The 22928-nt window shown below is 72.1% G+C and carries 17 protein-coding genes; 11 read left to right on the top strand and 6 right to left on the bottom strand.

All coding sequences use genetic code 11. The features are described 5' to 3' along the window. The first annotated feature begins 15 nt into the window (after positions 1–15). The gene (locus tag OG580_RS33200; protein ID WP_267047354.1) at positions 16–513 is read left to right on the top strand and encodes a DUF6328 family protein; all 498 of its coding nucleotides are present in this window, start codon (positions 16–18) and stop codon (positions 511–513) included. 49 nt (positions 514–562) lie between these two features. Here OG580_RS33200 and OG580_RS33195 read toward each other — a convergent pair whose 3' ends face one another. Then, on the bottom strand, positions 563–2224 hold the full coding sequence (locus tag OG580_RS33195) for a BCCT family transporter (RefSeq protein ID WP_267047353.1): 1662 nt from the start codon (positions 2222–2224) through the stop codon (positions 563–565). A 267-nt stretch (positions 2225–2491) separates the two neighbouring features. After that, positions 2492–2944 carry an SRPBCC family protein gene (locus tag OG580_RS33190; protein ID WP_267047352.1) on the bottom strand — a complete coding sequence of 151 codons (453 nt, stop codon included), beginning with the start codon at positions 2942–2944 and terminating at the stop codon, positions 2492–2494. Positions 2945–3355: 411 nt separating this feature from the next. On the opposite strand from OG580_RS33190, the gene OG580_RS33185 reads away from it, so the two are divergent. Both OG580_RS33185 and OG580_RS33180 read left to right on the top strand, forming a co-directional pair. Then, positions 3356–7537 carry a bifunctional nitrate reductase/sulfite reductase flavoprotein subunit alpha gene (locus tag OG580_RS33185; protein WP_267048212.1) on the top strand — a complete coding sequence of 1394 codons (4182 nt, stop codon included), beginning with the start codon at positions 3356–3358 and terminating at the stop codon, positions 7535–7537. A 158-nt stretch (positions 7538–7695) separates the two neighbouring features. Beyond that, positions 7696–9276, top strand: coding sequence for a polysaccharide lyase family 1 protein (locus OG580_RS33180; protein ID WP_267047351.1), 1581 nt, complete (start codon positions 7696–7698; stop codon positions 9274–9276). 68 nt (positions 9277–9344) lie between these two features. Here the strand turns inward: OG580_RS33180 and OG580_RS33175 are convergent, their stop codons facing one another. The 3 genes from OG580_RS33175 to OG580_RS33165 form a co-directional block, all read right to left on the bottom strand. After that, a complete protein-coding gene (locus OG580_RS33175; RefSeq protein WP_267047350.1) occupies positions 9345–10025 on the bottom strand; it encodes a hypothetical protein in 681 nt (226 codons plus the stop codon). A gap of 68 nt (positions 10026–10093) precedes the next feature. Further along, positions 10094–10813, bottom strand: coding sequence for a TetR/AcrR family transcriptional regulator (locus OG580_RS33170; RefSeq protein WP_267047349.1), 720 nt, complete (start codon positions 10811–10813; stop codon positions 10094–10096). Positions 10814–10930: 117 nt separating this feature from the next. Next, on the bottom strand, positions 10931–12619 hold the full coding sequence (locus OG580_RS33165) for an FAD-dependent monooxygenase (RefSeq protein WP_267047348.1): 1689 nt from the start codon (positions 12617–12619) through the stop codon (positions 10931–10933). A 279-nt stretch (positions 12620–12898) separates the two neighbouring features. Between OG580_RS33165 and OG580_RS33160 the strand changes: the two genes are divergently transcribed. Together OG580_RS33160 and OG580_RS33155 are read left to right on the top strand one after the other, a co-directional pair. After that, positions 12899–13534 (top strand): beta-glucanase, encoded by a 636-nt coding sequence (locus tag OG580_RS33160; protein ID WP_267048211.1) that lies wholly within the window; start codon positions 12899–12901, stop codon positions 13532–13534. Between the two features lie 47 nt (positions 13535–13581). Further along, positions 13582–13854: a LapA family protein gene (locus OG580_RS33155; protein WP_267047347.1), complete on the top strand. Its 273-nt coding sequence runs from the start codon at positions 13582–13584 to the stop codon at positions 13852–13854. Positions 13855–13936: 82 nt separating this feature from the next. Here OG580_RS33155 and OG580_RS33150 read toward each other — a convergent pair whose 3' ends face one another. Beyond that, positions 13937–15949 (bottom strand): hypothetical protein, encoded by a 2013-nt coding sequence (locus OG580_RS33150; protein WP_267047346.1) that lies wholly within the window; start codon positions 15947–15949, stop codon positions 13937–13939. Between the two features lie 254 nt (positions 15950–16203). On the opposite strand from OG580_RS33150, the gene OG580_RS33145 reads away from it, so the two are divergent. From OG580_RS33145 to OG580_RS33120, 6 genes are read left to right on the top strand one after another with little or no spacing between them, the layout of a single operon-like run. Then, entirely contained in the window at positions 16204–17592 is a 1389-nt protein-coding gene (locus OG580_RS33145; protein ID WP_267047345.1) for a sugar ABC transporter substrate-binding protein, read from the top strand. Then, complete coding sequence (locus OG580_RS33140) at positions 17589–18554, top strand: carbohydrate ABC transporter permease (protein WP_267047344.1); 966 nt, start codon at positions 17589–17591, stop codon at positions 18552–18554. Before OG580_RS33145 ends, OG580_RS33140 begins: the two co-directional genes overlap by 4 nt. Then, a complete protein-coding gene (locus tag OG580_RS33135; protein ID WP_267047343.1) occupies positions 18551–19378 on the top strand; it encodes a carbohydrate ABC transporter permease in 828 nt (275 codons plus the stop codon). The genes OG580_RS33140 and OG580_RS33135 overlap by 4 nt, the downstream gene beginning before the upstream one ends. A gap of 8 nt (positions 19379–19386) precedes the next feature. After that, positions 19387–21168, top strand: coding sequence for a glycoside hydrolase family 36 protein (locus tag OG580_RS33130; RefSeq protein ID WP_267047342.1), 1782 nt, complete (start codon positions 19387–19389; stop codon positions 21166–21168). Next, on the top strand, positions 21165–22160 hold the full coding sequence (locus tag OG580_RS33125) for a LacI family DNA-binding transcriptional regulator (protein WP_267047341.1): 996 nt from the start codon (positions 21165–21167) through the stop codon (positions 22158–22160). The genes OG580_RS33130 and OG580_RS33125 overlap by 4 nt, the downstream gene beginning before the upstream one ends. Before the next feature lie 35 nt (positions 22161–22195). After that, complete coding sequence (locus tag OG580_RS33120; protein ID WP_267047340.1) at positions 22196–22858, top strand: GntR family transcriptional regulator; 663 nt, start codon at positions 22196–22198, stop codon at positions 22856–22858. The last annotated feature ends 70 nt before the right edge of the window (positions 22859–22928 follow it).

Here is a 22928-nt window from a genome sequence, read left to right as displayed (position 1 = left end):
GAGGGCCGGCCCATCATGGACACCGATCAGAGGAAGGGCCGCGACGACGGCCGGGACGAGACGGAGGCGGAGCGGGCCGACCGGCGCTGGCAGGAGGTCATCCAGGAGATCCGCGTCGTCCAGACCGGCGTCCAGATCCTTCTCGGCTTCCTCCTCACCGTGGTCTTCACCCCGCACTTCCAGAGGCTGAGCCAGACCGACAAGACGATCTACGTCGTCACGGTCGTCCTCGGCTCGCTCGCGACCGGCGCGCTCATCGGCCCGGTGGCCCTCCACCGGATCGTGTCGGGGCGGCGGATCAAACCCCGGGCCGTGATCTGGGCCTCCCGGCTCACCTTCACGGGCATCCTGCTCCTCCTGGCGACCCTCACCTCGGCGCTGCTCCTGGTCCTGCGCGTGGCCATGGACGACTCGTACGTGCCATGGCTCGTCGCCGGGGTCCTCGTCTGGTACCTGCTCTGCTGGTTCGCCCTGCCCCTCTGGGTGCGCCTCCGCTACACCAGCGGCGACTGAGCGCCCGACCGCCGGGCGCCCCGCCTGCCGGTCAGGGTCCGCCCGCCGGTCAGGGTCCGCCCGGGTCCGACGTACCGGGGCCGATCCTCAGTTCGAAGTCGCCGTCGTACTGCTCGTGGCCCGCGATCACGGCGAGCTCGACGGCCTCCTCCCCCATCTCGCCCCGGACGATGAGCGGGTCCTCGCGCAGGTCCCGCATGAGCGCCACACACATGCCGATCATGACGAGGACGAACGGTGCCGCCACCAGGATGGTGAGGTTCTGGAGGCCGGCCAGCGCGTCGCCCTGGCCGTCCCCGATGAGGAGCATGACGGCCGCGACCGCTCCGGTGACCACGCCCCAGAAGACCACCACGGGGCGGGTGGGTTCGAAGGCACCGCGCTGGGAGAGCGTGCCCATGACGATCGAGGCGGCGTCCGCGCCCGACACGAAGAAGATCCCGACGAGGATCATCACCAGCAGGCTCATCGCGCCGGCCATCGGGAACTCCTGGAGCACACCGAAGAGCTGCCCCTCGGGCGTGGTCTCCCCCGCCAGTTCGCCCTGCTCGGCGAGCTTCATGGCCGTGCCGCCGAAGACGGCGAACCAGACGAGGCTGACGGTGCTGGGCACCAGGATGACCCCGCCGACGAACTGGCGGATGGTCCGGCCCCGGCTGATGCGGGCGATGAACATGCCGACGAAGGGCGTCCAGGAGATCCACCAGGCCCAGTAGAAGACGGTCCAGCTGCCCAGCCAGTCGTGGATGTTCGCCCCGCTGGTCGCCTCGGTGCGGCCGGCCAGCTGCGGCAGCTGGTCGATGTAGGCGGCGACGGAGGTGGGCAGCAGGTCGAGCACGATGATCGTGGGACCGGCCACGAAGACGAAGACGACGAGCAGCGCCGCGAGCACCATGTTGATGTTGGAGAGCCACTGGATGCCCTTCTCCACGCCGGAGACGGCGGAGAAGACGAAGGCCACGGTGAGGACGGCGATGATGCCGACGAGCAGCCCGGTGCCGGCCTTCTCCATCCAGCCCAGCTCCTCGATGCCGCTGCCGATCTGGAGCGCACCGAGGCCGAGCGAGGCGGCGGAGCCGAAGAGGGTGGCGAAGATGGCCAGGATGTCGATGAAACGGCCGGGCCCTCCGTACGCCCGCCGTTCGCCCATCAGCGGGACGAAGACGGCGCTGATGGTCTGGCGGCGCCTGCGGCGGAAGGTGGAGTACGCGATCGCGAGTCCGACGACGGCGTAGATCGCCCACGGGTGGAGCGTCCAGTGGAAGAGCGTGGTGGCCATCGCGGTCTGCATCCGCTCCGCCGAGTCGACGGGGTGGGTGCCGGGCGGCGGGGTGCCGTAGTGGGCGAGCGGCTCGCTCACGCCGTAGAACATCAGGCCGATGCCCATGCCCGCGCTGAACATCATCGCGACCCACGACACGGTCCGGAACTCGGGGCGCTCGCCCTCCTGACCGAGGGTGATCCGGCCGTAGCGGCTGATGGCGAGCCACAGCGCGAAGACGACGAAGCCGGACGCGGCCAGCATGAACGCCCAGCCGCCGTTGCGGATCAGTCCGTCGAGCAGCGAGCTGGAGACGCTCTCCAGACTGTCCGTGGCCGTGGCTCCCCAGACGACGAAGGCCAGGGTGAGGGCGGCGGTGACACCGAACACGATCCGGTCGGTGCGGGCGTGATGGTGGTGGTCGGGGCGGCCGGGGAGGTCCGCCGTCACCGGCAGCCCGCCCCGACCTCCCCGTTCGGCACCCGTTCGGCGGCCGTCCGGCCTCTTGTCTCCCTGTGACACAGATGGCACCTTTCACGGCATTACGGAAAAACATGATGATGTATCCGTAAGGCAGTACCACAGGCGAGGCCGGACTCGGTGGACCAACAGGCCTTCACGGCCCACCCGATGGCCGGGAGTACCGGGTCGCCGGAACAGGTGGCGGCGGATCAGGTGGCGCCTGGTTCGGATGGCGGCCGGTCAGGTGACGTCTGCTCAGGTGGCGGCGCGGCTCTCCAGGATGCCCTTGAGGGTCCGCTCGTCCCTCGGCATCTCCTTCCGTACGTGCGGGCGGACGACGAGCGGGACGAGGGCCTTGCCGATGCCGTGCCCTTCGAAGTCGAGGGAGAGCGTCAGGCGCGACCTGGCGCCGTCGTCCAGCGGTTCGATGGTGCCCTGGACGTCCCCGCGTACGGGTCCGTCGATGCCGTGCACGTGCCAGTGCCTCGGCGGCTCCAGCTCGATGACCTGCATCGTCGAAGTGAACTCCCGGCGCCCGAGCCGCCGCGTGACGGCGACCTTCGAGCCGATCGCGAGGGGAGCGTCGTTCAGCTTGCGGACCGAGACCGCGCTCTCCTGCCACTCGGGCAGATGGGTCGGGTCGGTCACGTAGGAGAAGACCTCCGCGGGGCTGCGGGAGATGTCGATGGATTCCTTGATGGCAGGCATGATGCCCTCTTCGTCCGACGGGAGAGCTCGCCGGGAGCCGGGGAATCCGGGACATCCGACCCATCCGAGGAATCCGAGCCCCGACGCGGACTCGTTGTCGCTTCCTACGAAAATCGTCCCACGGGCGGTGCCGCCCCGCCAGCGACGGCGCGGGAGGGACCGGGAGGGACCCGGAAGGCGCCGGGGAGGAACCCGGAAGGGACCGGGGACGGGCCCGGGAAGGACTCGGGCGCCCGGGGTCCTCACACCGCTCCCCGCGCCGCTGTGTGACCGGTGTTACGGACCATGATCGGCTCGGTTGACACAGGCGTAACGGGCATTCCGTACGGTCGGGGCTCGAACGGTTCCACAGAGAGGCGCCCCGTGACCCCACACGACACGCAGGACCCCCGGGCCGACGGCGCCTCCCCGGTGAGGACCGTCTGCTCGTACTGCGGTGTGGGCTGCGGCATGCTCCTCGACATCGGCCTGGGGGCCGACGGCCGCCGTACGGTCCTCAAGGCGTCGGGCGACAAGGAGCACCCCGCCAACCGCGGCCGGCTCTGCACCAAGGGCGCCACCACCGCCGACATGCTCGCCGCACCCGGCCGCCTGACCACCGCCCTCGTCAGGGAGGACCGGTCCGCCGCCCCCGTCCCCACCGGCACCGATCTCGCCATCGCCGAGACGGCCCGCCGGCTGCGGGCCGTCGTCGACGAGCACGGGCCCGACGCCGTCGCGCTCTACGTCTCCGGCCAGATGAGCCTGGAGGCGCAGTACCTCGCCAACAAGCTCACCAAGGGCTTCATCGGTACGAACCAGATCGAGTCGAACTCCCGGCTCTGCATGGCGAGCGCCGGCACCGGCTACAAGCTCTCCCTCGGCGCGGACGGGCCGCCCGGCTCCTACGACGACTTCGAGAAGGCCGACGTCTTCCTCGTCATCGGCTCCAACATGGCCGACTGCCACCCCATCCTCTTCCTCCGCATGATGGACCGGGTCAAGGCCGGGGCGAAGCTGATCGTCGTCGACCCCCGGCGCACCGCCACCGCCGACAAGGCCGACCTCTTCCTGCAGATCAGACCCGGTACGGACCTGGCGCTCCTCAACGGCCTGCTGCACCTGCTCCACGAGAACGGCCACACCGACACCGCCTTCGTCGCCGCGCACACCGAGGGCTGGGAGGCGATGACCCCGTTCCTCGCCGACTACCCGCCCGCCGCCGTCGCCGACCTCACCGGCATACCCGAGCAGGACATCCGTACCGCCGCCGAGTGGATCGGCACGGCGGCGGAGTGGACCAGCTGCTGGACCATGGGCCTCAACCAGTCCACGCACGGCACCTGGAACACCAACGCCCTGATCAACCTGCACCTGGCCACCGGGGCGATCTGCCGCCCCGGCTCGGGCCCCTTCTCCCTGACCGGCCAGCCCAACGCCATGGGCGGACGCGAGATGGGCTACATGGGCCCCGGCCTCCCCGGGCAGCGCTCGGTCCTGGTCGCCGAGGACCGGGCCTTCACCGAGGAGCTCTGGGAGCTCCCGCCCGACACGCTCCGCGAGGACGGCTCCGGGACCGGCACGGTCGACCTCTTCCGGCGGATGGCGGAGGGCGAGGTCAAGGCGTGCTGGATCATCTGCACCAACCCGGTCGCCTCCGTCGCCAACCGCTCCACCGTCGTCGCCGGGCTGCGGGCCGCCGAACTCGTCATCACGCAGGACGCGTTCGCGGCCACCGAGACCAACGCGTACGCCGACGTGGTGCTGCCCGCCGCGCTGTGGACCGAGACCGAGGGCGTGCTGATCAACAGCGAGCGGACCCTCACCCTCGCCCGTCCGGCGGCCGACCCGCCCGGCGAGGCCCTCGCCGACTGGCGGATCATCGCCCGTGTGGCCCAGGCGATGGGGTACGAGAAGGCGTTCGCCTATGACAGTGCCGAGGAGGTCTTCGAGGAGATCCGGCGCGCCGCGAACCCGAAGACCGGCTACGACGTGAGCGGCGTGACGTACGAGCGGCTGCGTGAGACACCCGTCCAGTGGCCGGCCGCGGCCGGCGGTCCGGACCGCAACCCGATCCGCTACGTGACGGGCGACGGCGCCGGGCCCGTCTTCCCCACGGCGAGCGGACGGGCCGTCTTCCACGCGCGGCCGCACATCGACGCCGCCGAGATGCCCGACGACGCGCACCCGTTCGTCCTCAACACCGGCCGTCTCCAGCACCAGTGGCACACCCTCACCAAGACGGGGAAGGTCGCCAAGCTCAACAAGCTCAACCCGGCCCCCTTCGTGGAGGTGCACCCCGAGGACGCCCGGGAGCTCGGCATCGCGGAGGGCGACGCCGTGGAGGTCGCCTCGCGGCGCGGGAAGGTCGTGCTCCCGGCGGTCGTCACCGACCGGGTCAGGCCGGGCTGCTGCTTCGCCCCGTTCCACTGGAACGACCTGTTCGGTGAGGACCTCTGCGTCAACGCCGTCACCAACGACGCCGTCGATCCGCTCTCCTTCCAGCCCGAGCTGAAGGTGTGCGCGGTGGCGCTGACGAGGGTGGACGTGCTGACGGTGCCGTCGGCCGGAACGACGTCGCCGTCGGCCGCGGAATCGGCGTCGCTGTCACTGTCGGCGTCGCTGTCACCGTCACCGTCGACGTCCGCCGCGGCCGCGGCCGCGGAAACGCCGTCGTCGACCGTCGGCCCGCGCGTGGTGATCCCGAGCGGGGTCCTGTCGCCCGGGCCCGCCGCCGCCTTCGGGCTCGCGCCGTCCCCGCCGCCCGTCCTGAGCGCCGAGGAGCGGCAGTACCTCGTCGGCTTCCTCGCGGGCCTGGAAACCGGTGCGCCGGGAGTGCCGGTCCTGCCGCCCGGTGCGCCCTTCCGCGAGGACCACGCCCGCTGGGTGAACGGCGTGCTCGCCGGCCTGTACTCCCGTACACCGCAGGACTCGGGGGCGCCATCGGACTCCCGGGCTCCGGAGAGCGCGCCGGGTCGCGAGGTCGTCGTGCTGTGGGCCTCGCAGACCGGCAACGCCGAGGAGTTCGCGGCCGCGACCGCCGAGCGGCTCCTCGCCGCCGGACACCGTCCCGCGCTCACGGGCATGGACGCGACCGACCCCGGGGCGCTGCCGCCCGCCGCCGATCTGCTCCTGATCACCAGCACGTTCGGGGACGGCGACGCGCCCGACAACGGCTCCGGCTTCTGGGACGCGCTCGCCGCACCCGACTCCCCGCGCCTCGACGGGCGCCGCTACGCCGTCCTCGCCTTCGGCGACTCCTCGTACGGTGACTTCTGCGGGCACGGGCGGCGCCTGGACCAGCGCCTCGACGAGCTCGGGGCCGTCCGGCTCGCCCCGCGTACCGACTGCGAGCCCGACTTCGAACCGTCCGCCCACGCCTGGCTGGACCAGGTCCTCGCCGGACTCTCCGACGGGCCGCAGGCACCGGTCGCGGCACCCGCCGCCGCACCGGCTCCGGGTCCGGCGGCGGCGATGACGCCCGCGCGCCGGCCGGGACCCGCCACGTCGCCCGCGCGGCTCGTCGGCAACCGCCTCCTGAGCCTGCCGGGCGCCGGCAAGGAGGTCCGGCGCTTCACCTTCGACACGAGCGAGCACGGCACTCCCCTCGGGTACGAGACGGGGGACGCGCTCGGCGTCCAGCCCGTCAACTGTCCCGACCTCGTGGCCGAATGGCTGGCCGTCACCGGCCTCGACGCCGACACCCCGGTGGAGCTCCCCGGGCCCGGCGCCGTCCCCTTCGGCGAGGCCCTCCACCGTCACCTCGACATCACCCGCACCACCTCCGGCTTCCTCGGCTTCGTCACGGAGCGGACCGGTGACCGGGACCTGAAGAGGCTGCTCCGCCCCGACAACAAGGACGGGCTCGCCCAGTGGACGTGGGGCCGGCAGGCCGTCGACGTCATCGCCGAGCACCCCGTCCGCGCCGCCGCGCAGGAGTGGGCCGACGTCCTGGGCCGGCTGAGGCCCCGGCTGTACTCGATCTCCTCCAGCCCGCTCACCGACCCCCACCGGGTCTCGCTGACCGTCTCCGTCGTCCGCTACGAGAGCCTGCGCGGCCGCCCCCGCAAGGGTGTCTGCTCGCCGTTCCTCGCCGACGCCGAACCCGGCTCCCCCGTCCCGGTCTTCGTCCAGCGCGCGCCGCACTTCCGGCCCCCCGCCGACCCCACGGTCCCGATGGTCATGGTCGGCCCCGGCACGGGCGTCGCCCCCTTCGTCGGCTTCCTCGACGAGCGCCGGGCGCTCGGCCACCGGGCCCCGAACTGGCTCTTCTTCGGCGAACAGCACCGCGCGACCGACTTCTCCTACGAGGACGAACTCACCGCCCTCCTCGCCGACGGCACCCTCGACCGGCTCGACACCGCCTTCTCCCGCGACCAGCGCGCCAAGGTCTACGTCCAGGACCGGATGCGGGAGCACGGCCCGCAACTGTGGTCCTGGCTCCAGGCCGGTGCGCACTTCTACGTCTGCGGCGACGCCGCCCGCATGGCGAAGGACGTCGACCGGGCGCTGCGCGACATCGCCGTCGCCCACGGCGGCCACGACGAGGGGTCGGCCGCCGTGTACGTCAAGCAGCTCGCCGCCGACAAGCGCTATGTCCGGGACGTCTACTGACGTCTCGTCACCCGTTCGTCCTCCGTCTGCGTGAAGCCTTGCCAGCCCTGTGACGCGACCCTATCCTCGCCGACAGAAAGCGCTTTCCATGCATCACGGGAGCAGGGCGTCCCCGACGCGCTGCTCCCGTCCTTCGACGACGAACGAGGAAGGCGATCATGAGGCGACCAGTCGCACGGCGACTCCAGGCGGCACTGGCCACATTGGCCCTCGCGGCCGCGACCGGTGCGGTGCTGGCGGCACCCGAGGCATCGGCGGCGACCGGCGGTACCACCGGCTACGCGACGCAGAACGGCGGGACCACCGGCGGCGCCGGCGGACAGACGGTGCGTGCCACCACGGGCACCGCGATCCACGCGGCCCTGTGCGGCCGGGCCACCAGCTCCACCCCGATCACCATCCAGGTGGAGGGGACCATCAACCACGCCAACACCAGCCAGGTGTCGGGCGGCAGTTGCAGCACCGCCGCCGGCGTGATCGAGCTCAAGCAGATCAGCAACGTCACGATCGTCGGGGTCGGCGCGGGCGCGGTCTTCGACCAGCTGGGCATCCACATCCGCTCGGCGAGCAACATCGTCATCCAGAACGTGACCGTACGGAACGTCAAGAAGTCCGGCTCGCCGACGTCCAACGGCGGAGACGCCATCGGCATGGAGACCGACGTCCGCAACGTCTGGGTCGACCACGTGACCCTGGAGGCGTCGGGCGGTGAATCGGAGGGGTACGACGGCCTCTTCGACATGAAGGACAACACGCAGTACGTGACCCTGTCCTACAGCATCCTGCGCAACTCCGGCCGCGGCGGACTCGTCGGGTCCAGCGAGAGCGACCTCGGCAACAGCTTCATCACCTACCACCACAACCTGTACGAGAACATCGACTCCCGCGCGCCCCTCCTGCGCGGCGGCACGGCCCACATCTACAACAACCACTACGTGAGCCTCAACGAGTCCGGCATCAACTCCCGTGCCGGGGCCCGCGCCAAGGTCGACAGCAACTACTTCGAGGACTCCAAGGACGTCCTCGGCACCTTCTACACCGACGCCGCCGGCTACTGGCAGGTCAGCGGCAACATCTTCGACAACGTGACCTGGTCGAGCCCCGGAACCGAGAACAACCCGGCGGGACCGGACCCGCAGTCCACCACCACGGTCACCGTCCCGTACGCCTACAGCCTGGACGCGGCGAGCTGCGTGCCGGCCGTCGTGAGCCAGACGGCGGGCGCGGGCAAGGGCCTCCAGGTGTCGAACGGCGCCTGCTCGCCGCAGACGCCGACACCGACGACGCCGACACCGACGACACCGGCGCCGACGACCCCGACTGCGACCCCGACCCCGACCCCGACCCCGACTGCGACGTCGTCCCAGCCCACCGGGACCAACCTCAGCATCGGCGCCGGTTCCGACGGTTCGAGCAAGGCCGACGGGACGAGCTACGGCAACGTACGGGACGGTGACCTGGGCACCTACTGGTCGCCCGCCGGCTCGACCGGCTCCGTCTCGATCAAGTGGGGCTCCCCCACCACCGTGTCCAGGATCGCCGTCAAGGAGACGGCCGGTGCGGCGGGCCGGATCGGATCCTGGCGGGTCCTCGACGCCGACACCGGGGCCGTCCTCTCCACCGGCAGCGGCGCGGGCGTCATCTCCTTCGCCCGGACGACCCTGAGCAAGGTCACCTTCGAGATCACCGGCTCGACGGCCACGCCGCAGGTCGCCGAGTTCGAGACGTACGCCGGATAGCGGCGCCGTCCACGGCCGCCCGCCGGGACCGGTGCCTCCGGTCCCGGCGGGCGGTGGCGTGTGCCGGATCAGCTCACGAACTCCCGGTCGCCGTACCGCACTTCGGCCTCGTCCCAGTCGGCTCCGAGCACGGCCGTGAACCTCCGGGCCAGCGGCAGATCGGCGACGGGGGCGATGAGGAGAAGCCGACCTTCGAGGGTGACCGAGCCGCCGCCGAGCTTCTCGCGGGCCTCGGCGTCCGCGAGCAGCGCGTCGCGCAGTCCGCTCGGGGTGACTCCCGGGACCTCGATCTCCACGGCGTCGGTCTCCGGCGACGTCCGCGGCAGGCAGCGGAAGGTGAGCACGGCCTCCTGGTGGTACTCCTTGGCGATGACGCCCGCGATGTGGTGGAGCCCGTCGCGTCCGACCCGGTTCACGTCGAACTCGCGCGAGCGCTCGTAGGTGGCCTGCCGGAGGTCGCCGGACCAGAAGACGCCGTCGAGGAGCTGCGAGGCGCCGGGCCGGGCTCCGTGGGCCCGGATGATCTCGCGGACCTCGCGCCCGAACCGGGTCAGGCGGGTGTCGAGCCGCGGGTCTTCGGGATCCGTGATGATCGAGGTGTTGTCGGTGGCGAAGATCTCCGCCGTCGGGCAGTCCTGTTCGCCGGCGGGGCCGGCGTACGTGCTCTGGGTCCCCGCGATCCCCAGCATCAGGGTGGCGACGGCGGTGGTCAGGACACGGAACTTCCGCTGGATGGTGTGCTGCGTCATGGCGTGATCAACGAGGCGGGGAGGCGGGCGTTTCGCCACCCCCGCCCTGCTCGGGGGCAGGGGCGGGGTCAGGGGCCGGGATGGTGGTGCGCGAGGCCGTGGACGAGGAGGCCGAGTCCGAAGTCGAACTCCTCGTCGACGGGGACGGAGGTGAGGCTCTCGGCGGCCCGGAGGACGGTGGGGTACGCGGCCGGGTCGAGCGCCCGGTAGAAGGCGGCGAGCCCGGGGCCGTCGTCGGGGGCGGCCGCCGGGCCGAACTGCTGGGCGGCGAAGCCGATGACGTAGTGAGTGACGGCGGTGAAGGCGCGGGCGGCGAGGTCCACCGGCAGGCCGTGCGTCAGCAGGGCGCTCAGCACGCGCTCGCGCTGGACGAGTCCGTGGGGGCCGACGGGCACCTGGGCCGTCAGGAGCGGCAGGGTGTGGGGGTGGGCCCGCAGGATGTCGTGGAGCCGGTGGGCGGTGACCGTGAGCGCCTCCCGCCAGTCGGCGCGGGCCGCGAGGTCGTCGAGGACGGCCTCTCCCAGGACGCGGTCGACGACGTACGCGAGGATCTCGTCCTTGCCGTCGAAGTGGCGGTAGAGCGTGGCCGTGCCGGAGTTCAGGGCGTCGGCGAGCATCCGCAGGGAGAACGCCTGGATGCCGTGCTCGTCGACGAGGCGCAGGGCCGTGCCGACGATGCGCGCGGTATCGAGCGAGGGGCGGCCGCGCCGGGGTTCCACGCCGGGAGCGGGGACGTGACGCGAGGCCCACCAGGCGGGGCTGCCGGGGAGTGACGGGGTGGCGGCCATGGCGGTCCGGGCTCTCTCTCGCGCGGTGCGGTGCACTCCCTAGGGAGCGTGACGCACTTCCTGGGGTGCGGTGCACTTCCTGGGATGCGGTGCGCTTCCCAGAGTGCAGTGCACTTCCTAGGGGGTGCGGTGCACTTCCTCGGGGGTGCGGTGCACTTCCTCGGGAGTGCGGTGCACTTCCTCGGGAGTGCGGTGCACTTCCTGGGGAGTGCGGGGAACACCGTACCCGTCGGTCGTGCGCTGCCCGCGCCGCGGAGGCGTGTAGATCGCGGGGAGGGGCCCGAAGGTGCCGTCGTCCGGCGCGTCGCCACTCCGGCCCAGGTGCTCGATGTGGCCGATGTAGCCGTCGGGGCGGACGAGCAGGAGGGTGTCCCCGGTGATGCCGTACGCGGTGAGCAGGGCATCCTCTCGTGCCGTACGAGGTGTGGTGTGCGCCAGTACGGCGTGTCGGTGCAACGGGGCTCCGTCGGACGGCCCCGCGAGTCGGTCCACGGCGGCCGCGGCCCGGGCGCCGAAGGCGAGGGCCGTGAAGTGCGGGCCCCGGTACAGGTCGAAGAGGCTCGCCGCCGCGCCGACGGGGTGGGGCAGTGGCGCGTCGGGGGCGCGGTCGCCGCTGCGCAGGGTCGTGGTGCGGGGCGCGTCGGCGGGGGCGAGCGGGCCTCCGGCGTACGAGATGCCCAGCTGGTGCTCGGCCTGGCCGCGTGTCAGCTTCCCGGGGCGGGTGCCGCGCAGCCCTTCGTACAGTTCGGTGGAGCGGCCCAGGACCTGGGCGGCGACCGGCCGCCGCTCGGCCTCGTAGCTGTCGAGGAGCGCGTCCTCGGCGCCCGCGAGGACCTGCTGGAGCTTCCAGCCGAGGTTGTGGGCGTCCTGGACGCCGGTGTTGAGGCCCTGCGCGCCGGCCGGTGTGTGGATGTGGGCGGCGTCCCCGCAGAGCAGGAGCCGGCCGTTGCGGTAGCGCTCGGCGAGCCGGACGTTGGGGCGGAAGACCGAGGTCCAGGTGATGTCGCGCAGGGTGAGGGAGCGGTCGGCCCGGCGGCGCAGGAGGGCGGCGAGGGCGGTCTCGGTGAGGTCCTCGGGAGCGTCCACGGGGTCGCCGGGGCGCGTCCTGATCATGATCTGGAAGCGGTTCCCGCCGCCGGGGAGCGGGCAGGCGGCGACGCTGCGGCCCCGGGCACGGGGCCAGACGTGCCAGTGGTCGCGGGAGAGGCCGTCGACGGTGCCGTCGACGAGGATCATGCGGTCGGCCTCGTCGGTGGTGCCCTCGAAGGCGATGCCCGCGGCCTTCCGCACGGTACTGGCACCGCCGTCGGCGCCGACGACGTACCGGGCGGAGAGGAGCCGGCCGTCGTCCAGACGTACCGCGCAGCCCTCCGCGTCCTGGGTGATGTCCGTTGCGCTGACGCCGAAGTCGACGTGCACGCCGAGGCGTTCGACGGCCTCGCGGAGGAGGGCGGTGGTGGCGTACTGAGGGAGCAGGAGGACGTCGGGGTACGGAGTGCCCGCGTCGGCCGGGGCGGTGGCGTGCATCCTCCACGCCTTGGTGAGCGGGCCGAGGTGCAGGCCCATCGGAGGGTAGGCGCTCCCCGCCGCGAGCGCCGCACCGGCCAGGCCGAAGTCGTCGAGCACTTCGAGGGTGCGCGGCTGGATGCCCTTGGCGCGCGAGCCTTCGAAGGCGTTCCCGGCGCGCTCCAGGAGCCGTACCGCGACTCCGCGGCGGGCCAGGTCGAGGGTGAGGGCGAGCCCTACCGGGCCCGCGCCGACGACGATGACGGCCGTGTCGACCGCGCTGTCGTGTGCCTCGTTCATATCCGTCGCCTTGCCCCTCGTCGACCCCGCAAGCATTAACGGATACAGCGTATCCGAAATCATGACCGAGGGCTCCACCGGTGACGGATTGTCGCCAATCAGGCACTTTCCGCGAATGATCGGCGCAAGGTGGGGCAGATCGCCCATGGGCCGGTGAACGCCGGCGCGAAAGGAGTCCGCGTGCTGTCCGACCTCTTCGACCGCCTGCTACGCCGACGCACCGGTTCCGGCGCGGGAGCGGGTGCGCACGGGCCACCGCGCGCGCCGGGGACCCTCGTCCTGGACGCGGACTTCTCCTCCGCCGAGCAGTGGACCGCGGGCCGCTCCTGGGCCTATCCGAACGGCGGACCGACCAATCCCGGCGACAACAAACTCGATTACCTGGTGGACGATCCCGCGTACAGCCGCACGGGGGTCTTCCGGGCGACCCGGCGCCCGGACGCCTACTGGGATGCCGGCCTGCTCACGACGGAGGGCAGCCCCGAGGGCTTCCTGGTACGGGCCGGCGACGTCCTGGAGGCCCGGGTCCGCCTGCCCGAGGAGACGGGCGCCTGGCCGGCGATCTGGACCTGGCTCGACGGCGGGCAGGAGATCGACGTCTTCGAGTACCACCCCGACAATCCGGACCTGTTGGAGCTCTCCAACCGCATCCGGGGGCGCCACCACTACTTCCGGGATCCGGCCGTCCGGCCCGGAGCCTGGGTCGACCTCCGGGTCGAGTTCGGCTCCCGTTCCGTGGTCTGGTGGGTCAACGGCGCGCGCGTCTTCGACGACCGGCGCGGAGTGGGCCGCTCCTGGCAGGCGCACCTCATCGTGAACCTCTCGGTCTGCGCCGGCCGCTACCACCCGGCACCGGACGCCGGGACGTCGGAGATGTCCTACGAGGTGGCGGAGTTGCGCGTGTACCGCGCGTGACGGGCCTCCGGTCGAGTATCGGTCCATATCGGCAGAGAATAGGAGGCATGGCACAGAACGCACCTCCACCACCCGGCCCCTCGACGCTGACCGTCAAGGGCCGGGACATGCGGATCCGCACCCTCGGATTCATCGTGCTCGCGGGCCTCGCGATCTGGTTCATCGCGGCCAACACCGGCTCGGTCAGCATCCGGTTGTGGATTCCCACCGTCACCCTGCCACTCTGGGTCGTGCTCACGGGCACGCTCCTCGTGGGCATCGTCCTCGGGCTGATCATCTCCAACCGGCGGCGGGCCGCCCGACGGCGAGCCAGGCGCTGAACATCCACCCGGCCCGCCGTAGCACGGCGCCCTCCATGGGCCGCTTCAGCCGCGGCTCAGCAGGGAGCGCAGGCCCGTACGGTCACCGGACCTCGACGGTGACGGTCCGACCGGGGGTCACGCGCGCGCGGACGACGGTGTAGGTCGCCCCGTCGATCACCTGAGTACGGCCGGGGCGGACCACCCCGTCCACGGCGACCGTGGCGTGGGCGCCCGGGAAACGCGCCTCCCAGGTGTACGGGGCGCTGCCCGAGGTATGGGTGAGGGTCGAGCGGCGGTCCGTGTCGTGCCGCAGGGTGAAGGCGGAGTCGCCGACGCGCAGGTCCTCGATGCTCAGCCACTCCATGCCGGAGGGCAGCCGCGACTGGGTGGCGAGGGTGCGGGCGGGGGCGTTCGGGGTGACACCCATCAGGCCCTGGACGGTCTGGCCGACCAGGGTGAAGGAGACCTCCGGGTAGTCGCCGTTCGTCCCCTGGCGGGAGTTGACGTGCTGGACGTCCTTCTGGGCGTAGATGTGACGCATCCACTTCCAGGCGGTGTCGGGGCGGTTGTTGGTGAGGAAGGTGTCGGGGAGGTAGGTCAGGGCCTCGATGTTGTCGGGGCGGCCCTCACCCTCGGCCTGGGCGTCGATGTAGTCGAGGTACGCCTCGCGCCGGGCTCCGGGGGCGACGATCTGCTTCATCGGCATGAACCAGCTGTTCTCCTTGCCCCAGCCGGTCAGGGCGCGCCCGTCGGTGGTGTAGCCGCGCACCATGTCGGCGCCGGAACCGGTGCCGCTCCAGGTCGCGTTGAAGTACGTCTTGAGGTCGCGGGCCTTGCGCTCGAAGCGGGCCGCGAGCTCGTGCTCGCCCTTGTCGCGGGCGAGGGAGGCCATCGCCCGGTAGGCCTGGTACTGGGAGCCGATGGCGTCGCCGGCCTCGGCGAGCGGCTCGTCGCTCTGCTCGTTGTAGCTCGCGACGCCCCGGAAGATGCCCCGCCCGGTCCCCTCGGCGACGCTCACGTCGCCGTTGTCCTTCTGCCCGTCGTGAAGGGTGACGAACTCGTCGGTGGCGTGCCGGTAGAACTCCCACAGCGCCGGGTCGTCGAGGTAGGCGGCGTCGCCGCTCCACCGGTACGCCTCCTCCGCCTTCTGCACCAGCTCGAAGGGGGCGGGCACCTCCCGGACGAAGAGGCTCGGGCTCCGGTAGTCGATGGAGAGGTAGGAGCGGTTGTCGAAGTTGAGGGCCCACACCGGGTAGTAGGCGTGCTCGGCGGTCGCGGAGGCCGCGAAGGAGCGGAGCATCTCCCTGTTCTCTGCGTGCAGGCCCAACACCCCGGCGCCGGCGAGCTGATGGGCCATGTCGCGGGAGTAGTAGCCGCTGCGGTTGGCGTATCCGGCCCAGTAGGAGGGGGCGTAGACGCCGGTGCCCGTGCCGCCGGTCTGGCGTTCGTCGGCGTCGAGCGGGCCCTCGGTGCCGGGCAGGTGGACCCAGCTGTTGGCCTTGCCCTTGGCCCAGTCGAACATCTCGACGATCTCGGGGTCGCTGGACGTGACGCGCGGGTCGGCGGGGGCGGCCGGGGAGACCATCACGTCGTCGACGTTGACCCAACCCTGCCCCGACTCGAAGGCGATCTCCAGCCGGTCCCCGGGAGCGAGCGCGATCCTGCCGAGCGTGTGGCGTCGGTAGTTGGCGGCGGCCGGCAGCGTCCGCTCGGCGACGGTGGCGCCGTTGATCCGCAGTACGTAACGGCCGCCCGGGCCGCCGGTGGCGATCCACGCCGAGACGAGGTAGCCGCCGTGACCGGTGGCCGTGACGGTCTGGGAGACCTTCATGCCGCTGCCGGCGTCCAGGTAGGCCAGCCGGCTCCCGGCGTGCGGGTAGTTGCTCGCGACGCCGGTTCCGGAGGTGAACTCCCATCCGGAACCGCCCTGTTCGAAGCCGGGGTCGGTCACGGTCAGCACGGCGGGGGCGGACGGGGCTGCCGGGGAGGCAGGGGGTGCCGGGGAGGCAGGGGGTGCCGGGGAGGCCGCCGCCGGGGCACCGCCCGTGGCGAGCGGGGCGACGGCGGCGAGCAGCGCGACGGCGGACAGCAGCGACAAGCGGGAACGCGTCATGAGGGGTCTCTCCCGGATCAGGTCGGGGCGGGTCAGGTCGGAGCGGATCGGGTCGGAGCGGATCGGGTCGGAGCGGATCAGGTCGGGGCGCGCGGCACGCTAGCAACAGCTCCGGAAGGATGGCAATGATCTCGTCAGAGATTCATGACTGATCGAACTGAAAGTTTTCAACGAACGATTGCAAGTTTGCGGATCACCCTTGTAATGTCCGGCCCCGTCAACGTCCGCGACGGTGCGAGCGAAAGGGATCCGACATGACGGACCAGCAGAGCGGAAGACAGCCGGGGCGCCGGCAGGTGCTGCGCGGAGGAGGCGCCCTCGCGGCGGCCGGACTCGGCGGACTCGGCCTCACCGGCCTGGCCACCCTCACCGGCTGCTCCGGCAGCGGCGGCACAGGCGCCGGCGGCAGCGCCGGGGATCCCCGCAAGGGGAGGATCACGGTCTGGTCCTGGCAGGGTCCGGCGACCGAACTGAAGGCTCTGATACCGGAGTTCAACAAGACGTACCCCGACATCCAGGTGACCGTCGAGGACATCGGCAACCCGGCGATCTGGGACAAGATCACAGCCGGTCTCGCCGCCGGCGGCCAGGGCCTCGCCGACGTCCTGCACATCGGCGTCGACTACCTGCCGGGGTACGTCGAGCGCTTCCCCGGCGGTCTCGCCGACCTCGCCCCGCTGGGCGCCACCGCCCACAAGGACGCCTTCGCCGCCGGTCTGTGGCAGACCGTCTCCCCCGACGGCAAGCGCGTCAACGCCCTTCCCTGGGAGGCGAACTCGGCGGGGTTCTACTACCGGGCCGACCTCTTCGAGAAGGCGGGCGTCGACGTCGGGGCGCTCCAGACCTGGGACGAGACGATCGAGGCGGGCAAGCAGCTCAAGGCGCGTACGGGCGCCCACCTCCTCGGCATCGACAAGCCGGCCTCGCAGCCCGACGCCGCCAACTTCTTCCAGATGCTCCTCCAGCTCCAGGGCGCCTTCTACTTCGACCTGGAGGGCCGCATCACCCTGGACTCCCCCGAGGCCGTCCGGGCCATGACGCTCATCAAGACCATGAACGACGCCGGTCTGGTCAGCAATCTGGCCGGCGGCTGGAACGCCCTGATGAGCTCCCTGAAGCGGGGCACCGCGGCCGTGCTGCCCTGGCCCACCTGGTTCGGCGGGATCATCGAGGAGCAGGTGCCCGGCGAGGCCGGCAAGTGGAAGGTCCGGCTTCCCCCGGCCGTCCGTCGCGGCGGCCCCACCGCGGCCACGGTGAACTCCACCCACCTCGCCGTCGCCGGCAGCAGCAAGCACCAGGCGGCCGCCTGGTCCTTCGTCGAGTTCGCGCTGACCCGCCCCGCCTCCCAGGTGCGGATCTACCGGGGCAAGGGCATCGCACCCGCCCTCCTCAAGGCGTACGACGACTCCGTCTTCCACGAGCCGTCCGCGTTCTTCAGCGGTCAGCGCAAGGGCGAGATCTTCCTCGACGCCCTCAAGGCGCCCAGCCCCGCCGTGAACTACACCGCCGACTACGCGCGCGCCCTGAAGCTCGTCACCGACGCCCAGTCCAAGGTGCTGCTCAAGGGCGCCGACCCGGCGAAGGTGCTCGCCGAGGCGGCGAGCGAGCTGGCCCGCCAGACCGGCAGGAAGAACGTGCGATGACACCCGGCGCCACCACGACGGACGGCCGGGGCGGAGGCGGCTCCCGTGCGGCCGCCACCCCGGCCCCGTCACCCGCTCCGGCCCCCGCCCCCGCCCGTCCCCGGCGGCGGGCGGGCCGGTCGGCCCCGTACCTCTTCGTGCTGCCCGCGCTGCTGCTCTTCGCCGCGTTCAAGCTCTACCCCATCGCCTGGTCGTTCCTGCTCGGCCTGCACCGCACGGTGGGCGGCACCGAGACCTTCGTGGGCGCCGACAACTACGTACGCCTCGCCGACGACCCGCTGTTCTGGACCGCGCTGCGCAATACGGGGGTGATCCTCGCCGTCCAGGTGCCGCTGATGCTGGCGCTCGCCACCGGTCTCGCGGTCGCCCTCGACTCGACCCTGCTGCGCGGCCGGCCCGTCTTCCGGCTCGGCTTCTTCCTGCCGATGGTCACGGGCCTCGTCGCGTACGGCATCGTCTTCTCCGTCCTCCTCAACGAGGAGTACGGACTCGTCAACTGGCTGTTCGGCCTCGTCGGTGTGGACCCGGTGCCCTGGCTGACCGAGGGCATGTGGGCACGGATCTCCCTGGGCCTGGCCCTGACCTGGCACTACACCGGCTACAACGCCGTGATCCTGCTCGCCAGGCTCCAGACGATCCCGGCCGAGCTGTACGACGCGGCCGCCGTGGACGGCGCGGGGGCACTGAACGCCTTCCGCCACGTCACGCTGCCCGGGCTCCGTCCCGCGCTGCTGCTCACGACGGTCCTGTCCACCATCGGTACGCTCCAGCTCTTCGACGAGCCGTACGTCCTCACCGGCGGCGGGCCGGACAACGCGACCCTGACCATCGGCGTGTACCTCTACCGGAACGCCTTCACGTACTTCGACTTCGGCTACGCCTCCGCCATCGCGTACGCGCTCACCGTCCTCGTCGGCGTGCTCGGCCTGATCCAGTTCCGCCTCCTCGGGGAGAAGTCGTGACCACCCGCCACCCCGGCCGGAGCATCATGCTCACCTCCGGGCTCGCCATCGCCCTGGCCGCCGTCGCGGTCCCCTTCTACTGGCTGGCCGTCGGCGCCACCCACAGCTCGCAGGAGATCTTCGACAGCCCGCCGCCCCTGCTGCCCGGCGGGCACCTCGCGGAGAACCTCGCCAGCCTGCGGGAGACCGCCGACTTCGGCCGGGTGGTGCTCAACTCCCTGGGCATCGCCACCGTCTACACGCTGCTCGCGGGCGCGGTGTGCACGCTCGCCGGGTACGGCTTCGCGACCTACCGGTTCCGTGGCCGCGAGGCCCTGTTCGGGCTCCTCATGCTCGGCCTGGTCGTGCCCGCGCAGATCACCCTGGTCCCGTTGTTCAAGCTGATGGCCGAGCTGCACTGGCTCAACACCTACCAGGCCGTCATCGCCCCCAACCTGGCCCTGCCCTTCGGCATCTTCCTGATGCGCCAGTCGATGGCGGCGCTCCCGCAGGAGCTCCTCGACTCGGGCCGGATGGACGGCTGCGGGGAGTTCCGGCTGTTCCTGCGGGTCGCGCTGCCCCCGATGCGCCCGGCCCTCGCGGCCCTCGCCCTGTTCCTCTTCCTGTACCAGTGGAACGACTTCATCTGGCCTCTGATCGTGCTGCGCGACTCCGCCACGTTCACCATCCCGGTGGCGCTCGCCTCCCTCCAGGGCCTGGACGAGACCGACTACGGCGCCATCCTGGCCGGCACCGCCATCGCCGCCGTACCCATGGCGGTCGTGTTCCTCGCGCTCCAGCGCCACTTCGTCTCCGGCCTCCTCGCGGGCGCGGTGAAGGAATGAGCAGTCCGATGAAAGAGCAGAAGACCGACCACGCGCCCGCGGTGGTGACCACCGCGCACGCGGCACCCGCCGCCGCCGAGCCGCTGCTCGACGACGTGTCGATCGCCGTCCTCGCCCCCGGTCACCCCGGCGTACGCCCCCACTGGGAGCTCGCCCCCCTCACGGACGGGCTGCGGATGCTCTCCGTACGGGCCGAAGGGGTTCCCGTGGAGATCCGCTTCTCCGTGCCGCTCGCCGACGCCGCCGGCTACTGGCATCCGAAGGGCGGCTGGCGGCGCACGCTGGTGGCCGACTGGGAGGGCCTCAGCCAGGTCTGTCTGGTCGACGGGCCCGCCGCCGGCTGTCTGTACGAGCACTCCGGCGCCACCCTCCTCACCTTCGCCGCCGCCGACCCGGTCCCCGAGGCCACCGTCCGCTTCGGGGTCTCGGAGGAGAACGACACCCACGTCGTCCACCTGAGCCTGCCGGCCTCCGCGGAGCCGCACCGGCTGCTCCTCGTGCCGCGCGCGCCCTCCGTCGCCACCGCCGTACGACCGCTCCGCACGTGGTTCGCCGCGGCCCACCCGCCGATGCCGGTGCCCGACGCGGCCCGGCTCCCCGCGTACTCCACCTGGTACGCCTTCAACCAGGACGTCACCGCCGACGCCGTCGAGGCGCAGGCGGGTCCCGCCGCCGAACTGGGCTGCGGGGTCCTCATCCTGGACGACGGCTGGCAGCGGTTCGGCAACGGCCGGGGCTACGCCGGCTGCGGCGACTGGCAGCCGGACCCCGCCAAGTTCCCCGACCTCGCCGGACACGTGGCCCGGGTCCGCGCCCTGGGGCTGCACTACCTGCTCTGGGTGGCGCCGCTGCTGCTCGGCCCCGAGGCCGACTGCCACGACCGCTGGGCGGCGTCGGCGCCCGCCCCGGCCACGGTGCCCGGCGGACGGGTGCTGGACCCGCGCCTCCCCGACGTACGCCGGCACGTCGTCGAGCTGTGCGTCTCGCTCGTCCGCGAGTACGGCGTCGACGGCCTCAAGCTGGACTTCCTCGACGAGGCGGCGGTGTACTCGGGCGACGGCGCCGGGGACGTCGGGCGGGCGATGACGGAGCTGCTCACGGAGGTCCGCGGGGCCCTGGAGGCCGTACGGCCCGGGCTGCTGCTCGAACTGCGCCAGCCGTACGTCGGTCCCGGCATGGCGCCGTTCGGGAACATGCTGCGCTCCTTCGACTGCCCGGCGGACGCGACCGCCAACCGGGTGCGGATCCTCGACACCACGCTCCTCGCCGTGGGCGGGGCCGTCCACTCCGACATGGTGATGTGGTCCCGCTCCGCGCCGGTGGAGACGGTGGCCCGCCAGCTGATCGGGGCGCTCCACGCGGTCCCGCAGATCTCCGTACGCCTGGACGAGCTGCCGCCGGAGCACCTGGCGGCCGTACGGTTCTGGCTCGGGCGCTGGCACCTGCACCGGGAGCTGCTGCTCGACGGCCGGACGGAGCCGGGGCGGCCGGACGAGCTGTATCCGCTGGTGGTGGCCGCCCGTGGCGACGAATGCCTGGTGAGCGTGCACGGCGACCGGGTGGTGGAGCTCGACTTCGCCGCGTACCGCCGCTTCCATCTCGTCAACGGCTCGGACCGGGACCGGGTGATGGTGGAGGTCACCGGCGGCGGTCCGGTGGCCGCCCGGGTCCACGGGCCGGACGGCCGTATGATGAATGATCCGCTGACGCTCCTGCCGGAGGGACCCCGTTCCCTGGCCGTCCCGCGTGGCGGTCTGGTGTCGCTCGTACTCACGGAAGGACCGCGATGAAGGTCGGGATCACCGACGTCGCAGCCCACGCACAGGTCAGCGAGGCCACCGTCAGCCGGGTGATCAACCGGCGGCAGGGCGTCTCGAAGAAGACCCGCGAGGCGGTCGAGCAGGCGATGGCCGAGCTCGGCTACGAGCGGCCCACACAGGGGCAACTCGTCGCCGTCGTCACCGAGTTCGTCTCCAACCCGTTCTTCGCCGATGTGGCCGAGCGGATCGAGTCGGCGCTCGCCCCGCACGGTCTGAAGACGGTCCTCTGTCCCGTCTTCCCCGGCGGCGTCCAGGAGTTGGACTTCCTCACCTCGCTGGTCGACAAGGGGATCGCGGCCGTCGTCTTCCTCTCCGCGTCCAACACGGTCGAGGGCGCGGACACGGACGGCTACGAACTGCTGCGCCAGCGCCGCGTCCCGTACGTGGGGATCAACGGCGAGTTCGCGGACGGCGTGCCGGCCCCGGTCTTCTCCACCGACGACGCGCTCGCCGCCGAACTGGCCGTGGACCACCTCCACCGCCTCGGCCACCGGCGCATCGGCATGGCCTCGGGCCCGGCGGGGAACCGCCCCGCCGACCGGCGGGTGCGGGGCTTCGTCGACGCCATGGCCCGGCGCGGCATCGACGACGCGGAGCGCCGGGTCGTCCGCCAGTCGTACAGCGTGGAGGGCGGTCAGGCCGCGGCCTCCTCCCTGATCGGTCTCGGCGCCACCGGGATCGTCGCGGCCAGCGACTTCATGGCCCTGGGGGCCATCCGCGGGATCCGCCGCCAGGGACTGTCCGTCCCGGACGACGTCTCGGTGGTGGGCTACGACGGTTCCACGGTCACGGAGTTCACCGACCCGGCCCTCACCACGGTCCGCCAGCCCGCGGACCGGCTGGCCCTGGAGGTGGGCCGGAGCGTCCTGGCCCTGGTCAGCAACCGTGAGGTCCCCGCGGGCGAGCTCCTCTTCGACCCGGAGCTGGTCATCCGCGCGTCGACGGGCCCTGCGGCCCCGTAGGGCCGTCGCGCACGGAACGGGAAGGGACACGACAGGTGGCGGAGACGGGCAGGACCGGAGAGGCCTCGCTCAGCGCACGCGCGCGCGAGGCCGTCCTCCAGCGCATCGTCGACCGGCGGTACGCGCAGGGCGCCCGGCTCGTCGAGCGGGAGGTCGCCGAGGAGCTCGGCATGTCCCGCGTCCCCGTGCGCGAGGCGCTGCGCGCGCTGGTCACCGAAGGACTCCTGGAACTGCTCCCGCACAGCGGCGTCCGCGTGCGCCGGCTCGAACGCGCCGACGTGGAGCATCTGTACGAGGTGTGGGAGCCGCTCGCGGTCCAGGCGTCGCGGCTCGCGGCGCGGGCCCTGGCAGTGGGCGACGCCGAGGGCCTCGCCGCGCTGGAGGCGACCCTCCGGCAGGCCGAGTCGGCGGCCGCGGCGGGTGAGGGGACGCGTGAGGTGGCCGCTCACACGGCGTTCCACGAGGGCGTCGTCGCCATGACGGGCAACCCCCTGCTCGCCCGCACGATGGAACAGCTGAGCTGGCAGCTCCGGCTGCTGTTCGGGCTGCGTGAGGAGCCCGCGCACATGCGGGCGCAGCACGCCGAGATGTTCCGGCACATCGCGGCCGGGGACGCGGAGGCGGCGGCGGCCTGCACGCTGCTGCACGTGCGGGACAGCAGGGCCGTCGCCCTGCGGTCGCTCTTCGGCGACGCCTGAGGATATTTGTATACCAGACACACCTCCAGCATCCCCCTTCGGTGGATTCCGAGGTCTCGACGTGCGGATT

This window comes from Streptomyces sp. NBC_00094 (assembly GCF_026343125.1).
Lineage (GTDB): Bacteria > Actinomycetota > Actinomycetes > Streptomycetales > Streptomycetaceae > Streptomyces.
Note: the sequence above shows the minus strand (reverse complement) of the source record. Positions and strands in the feature narration are given on the sequence as shown.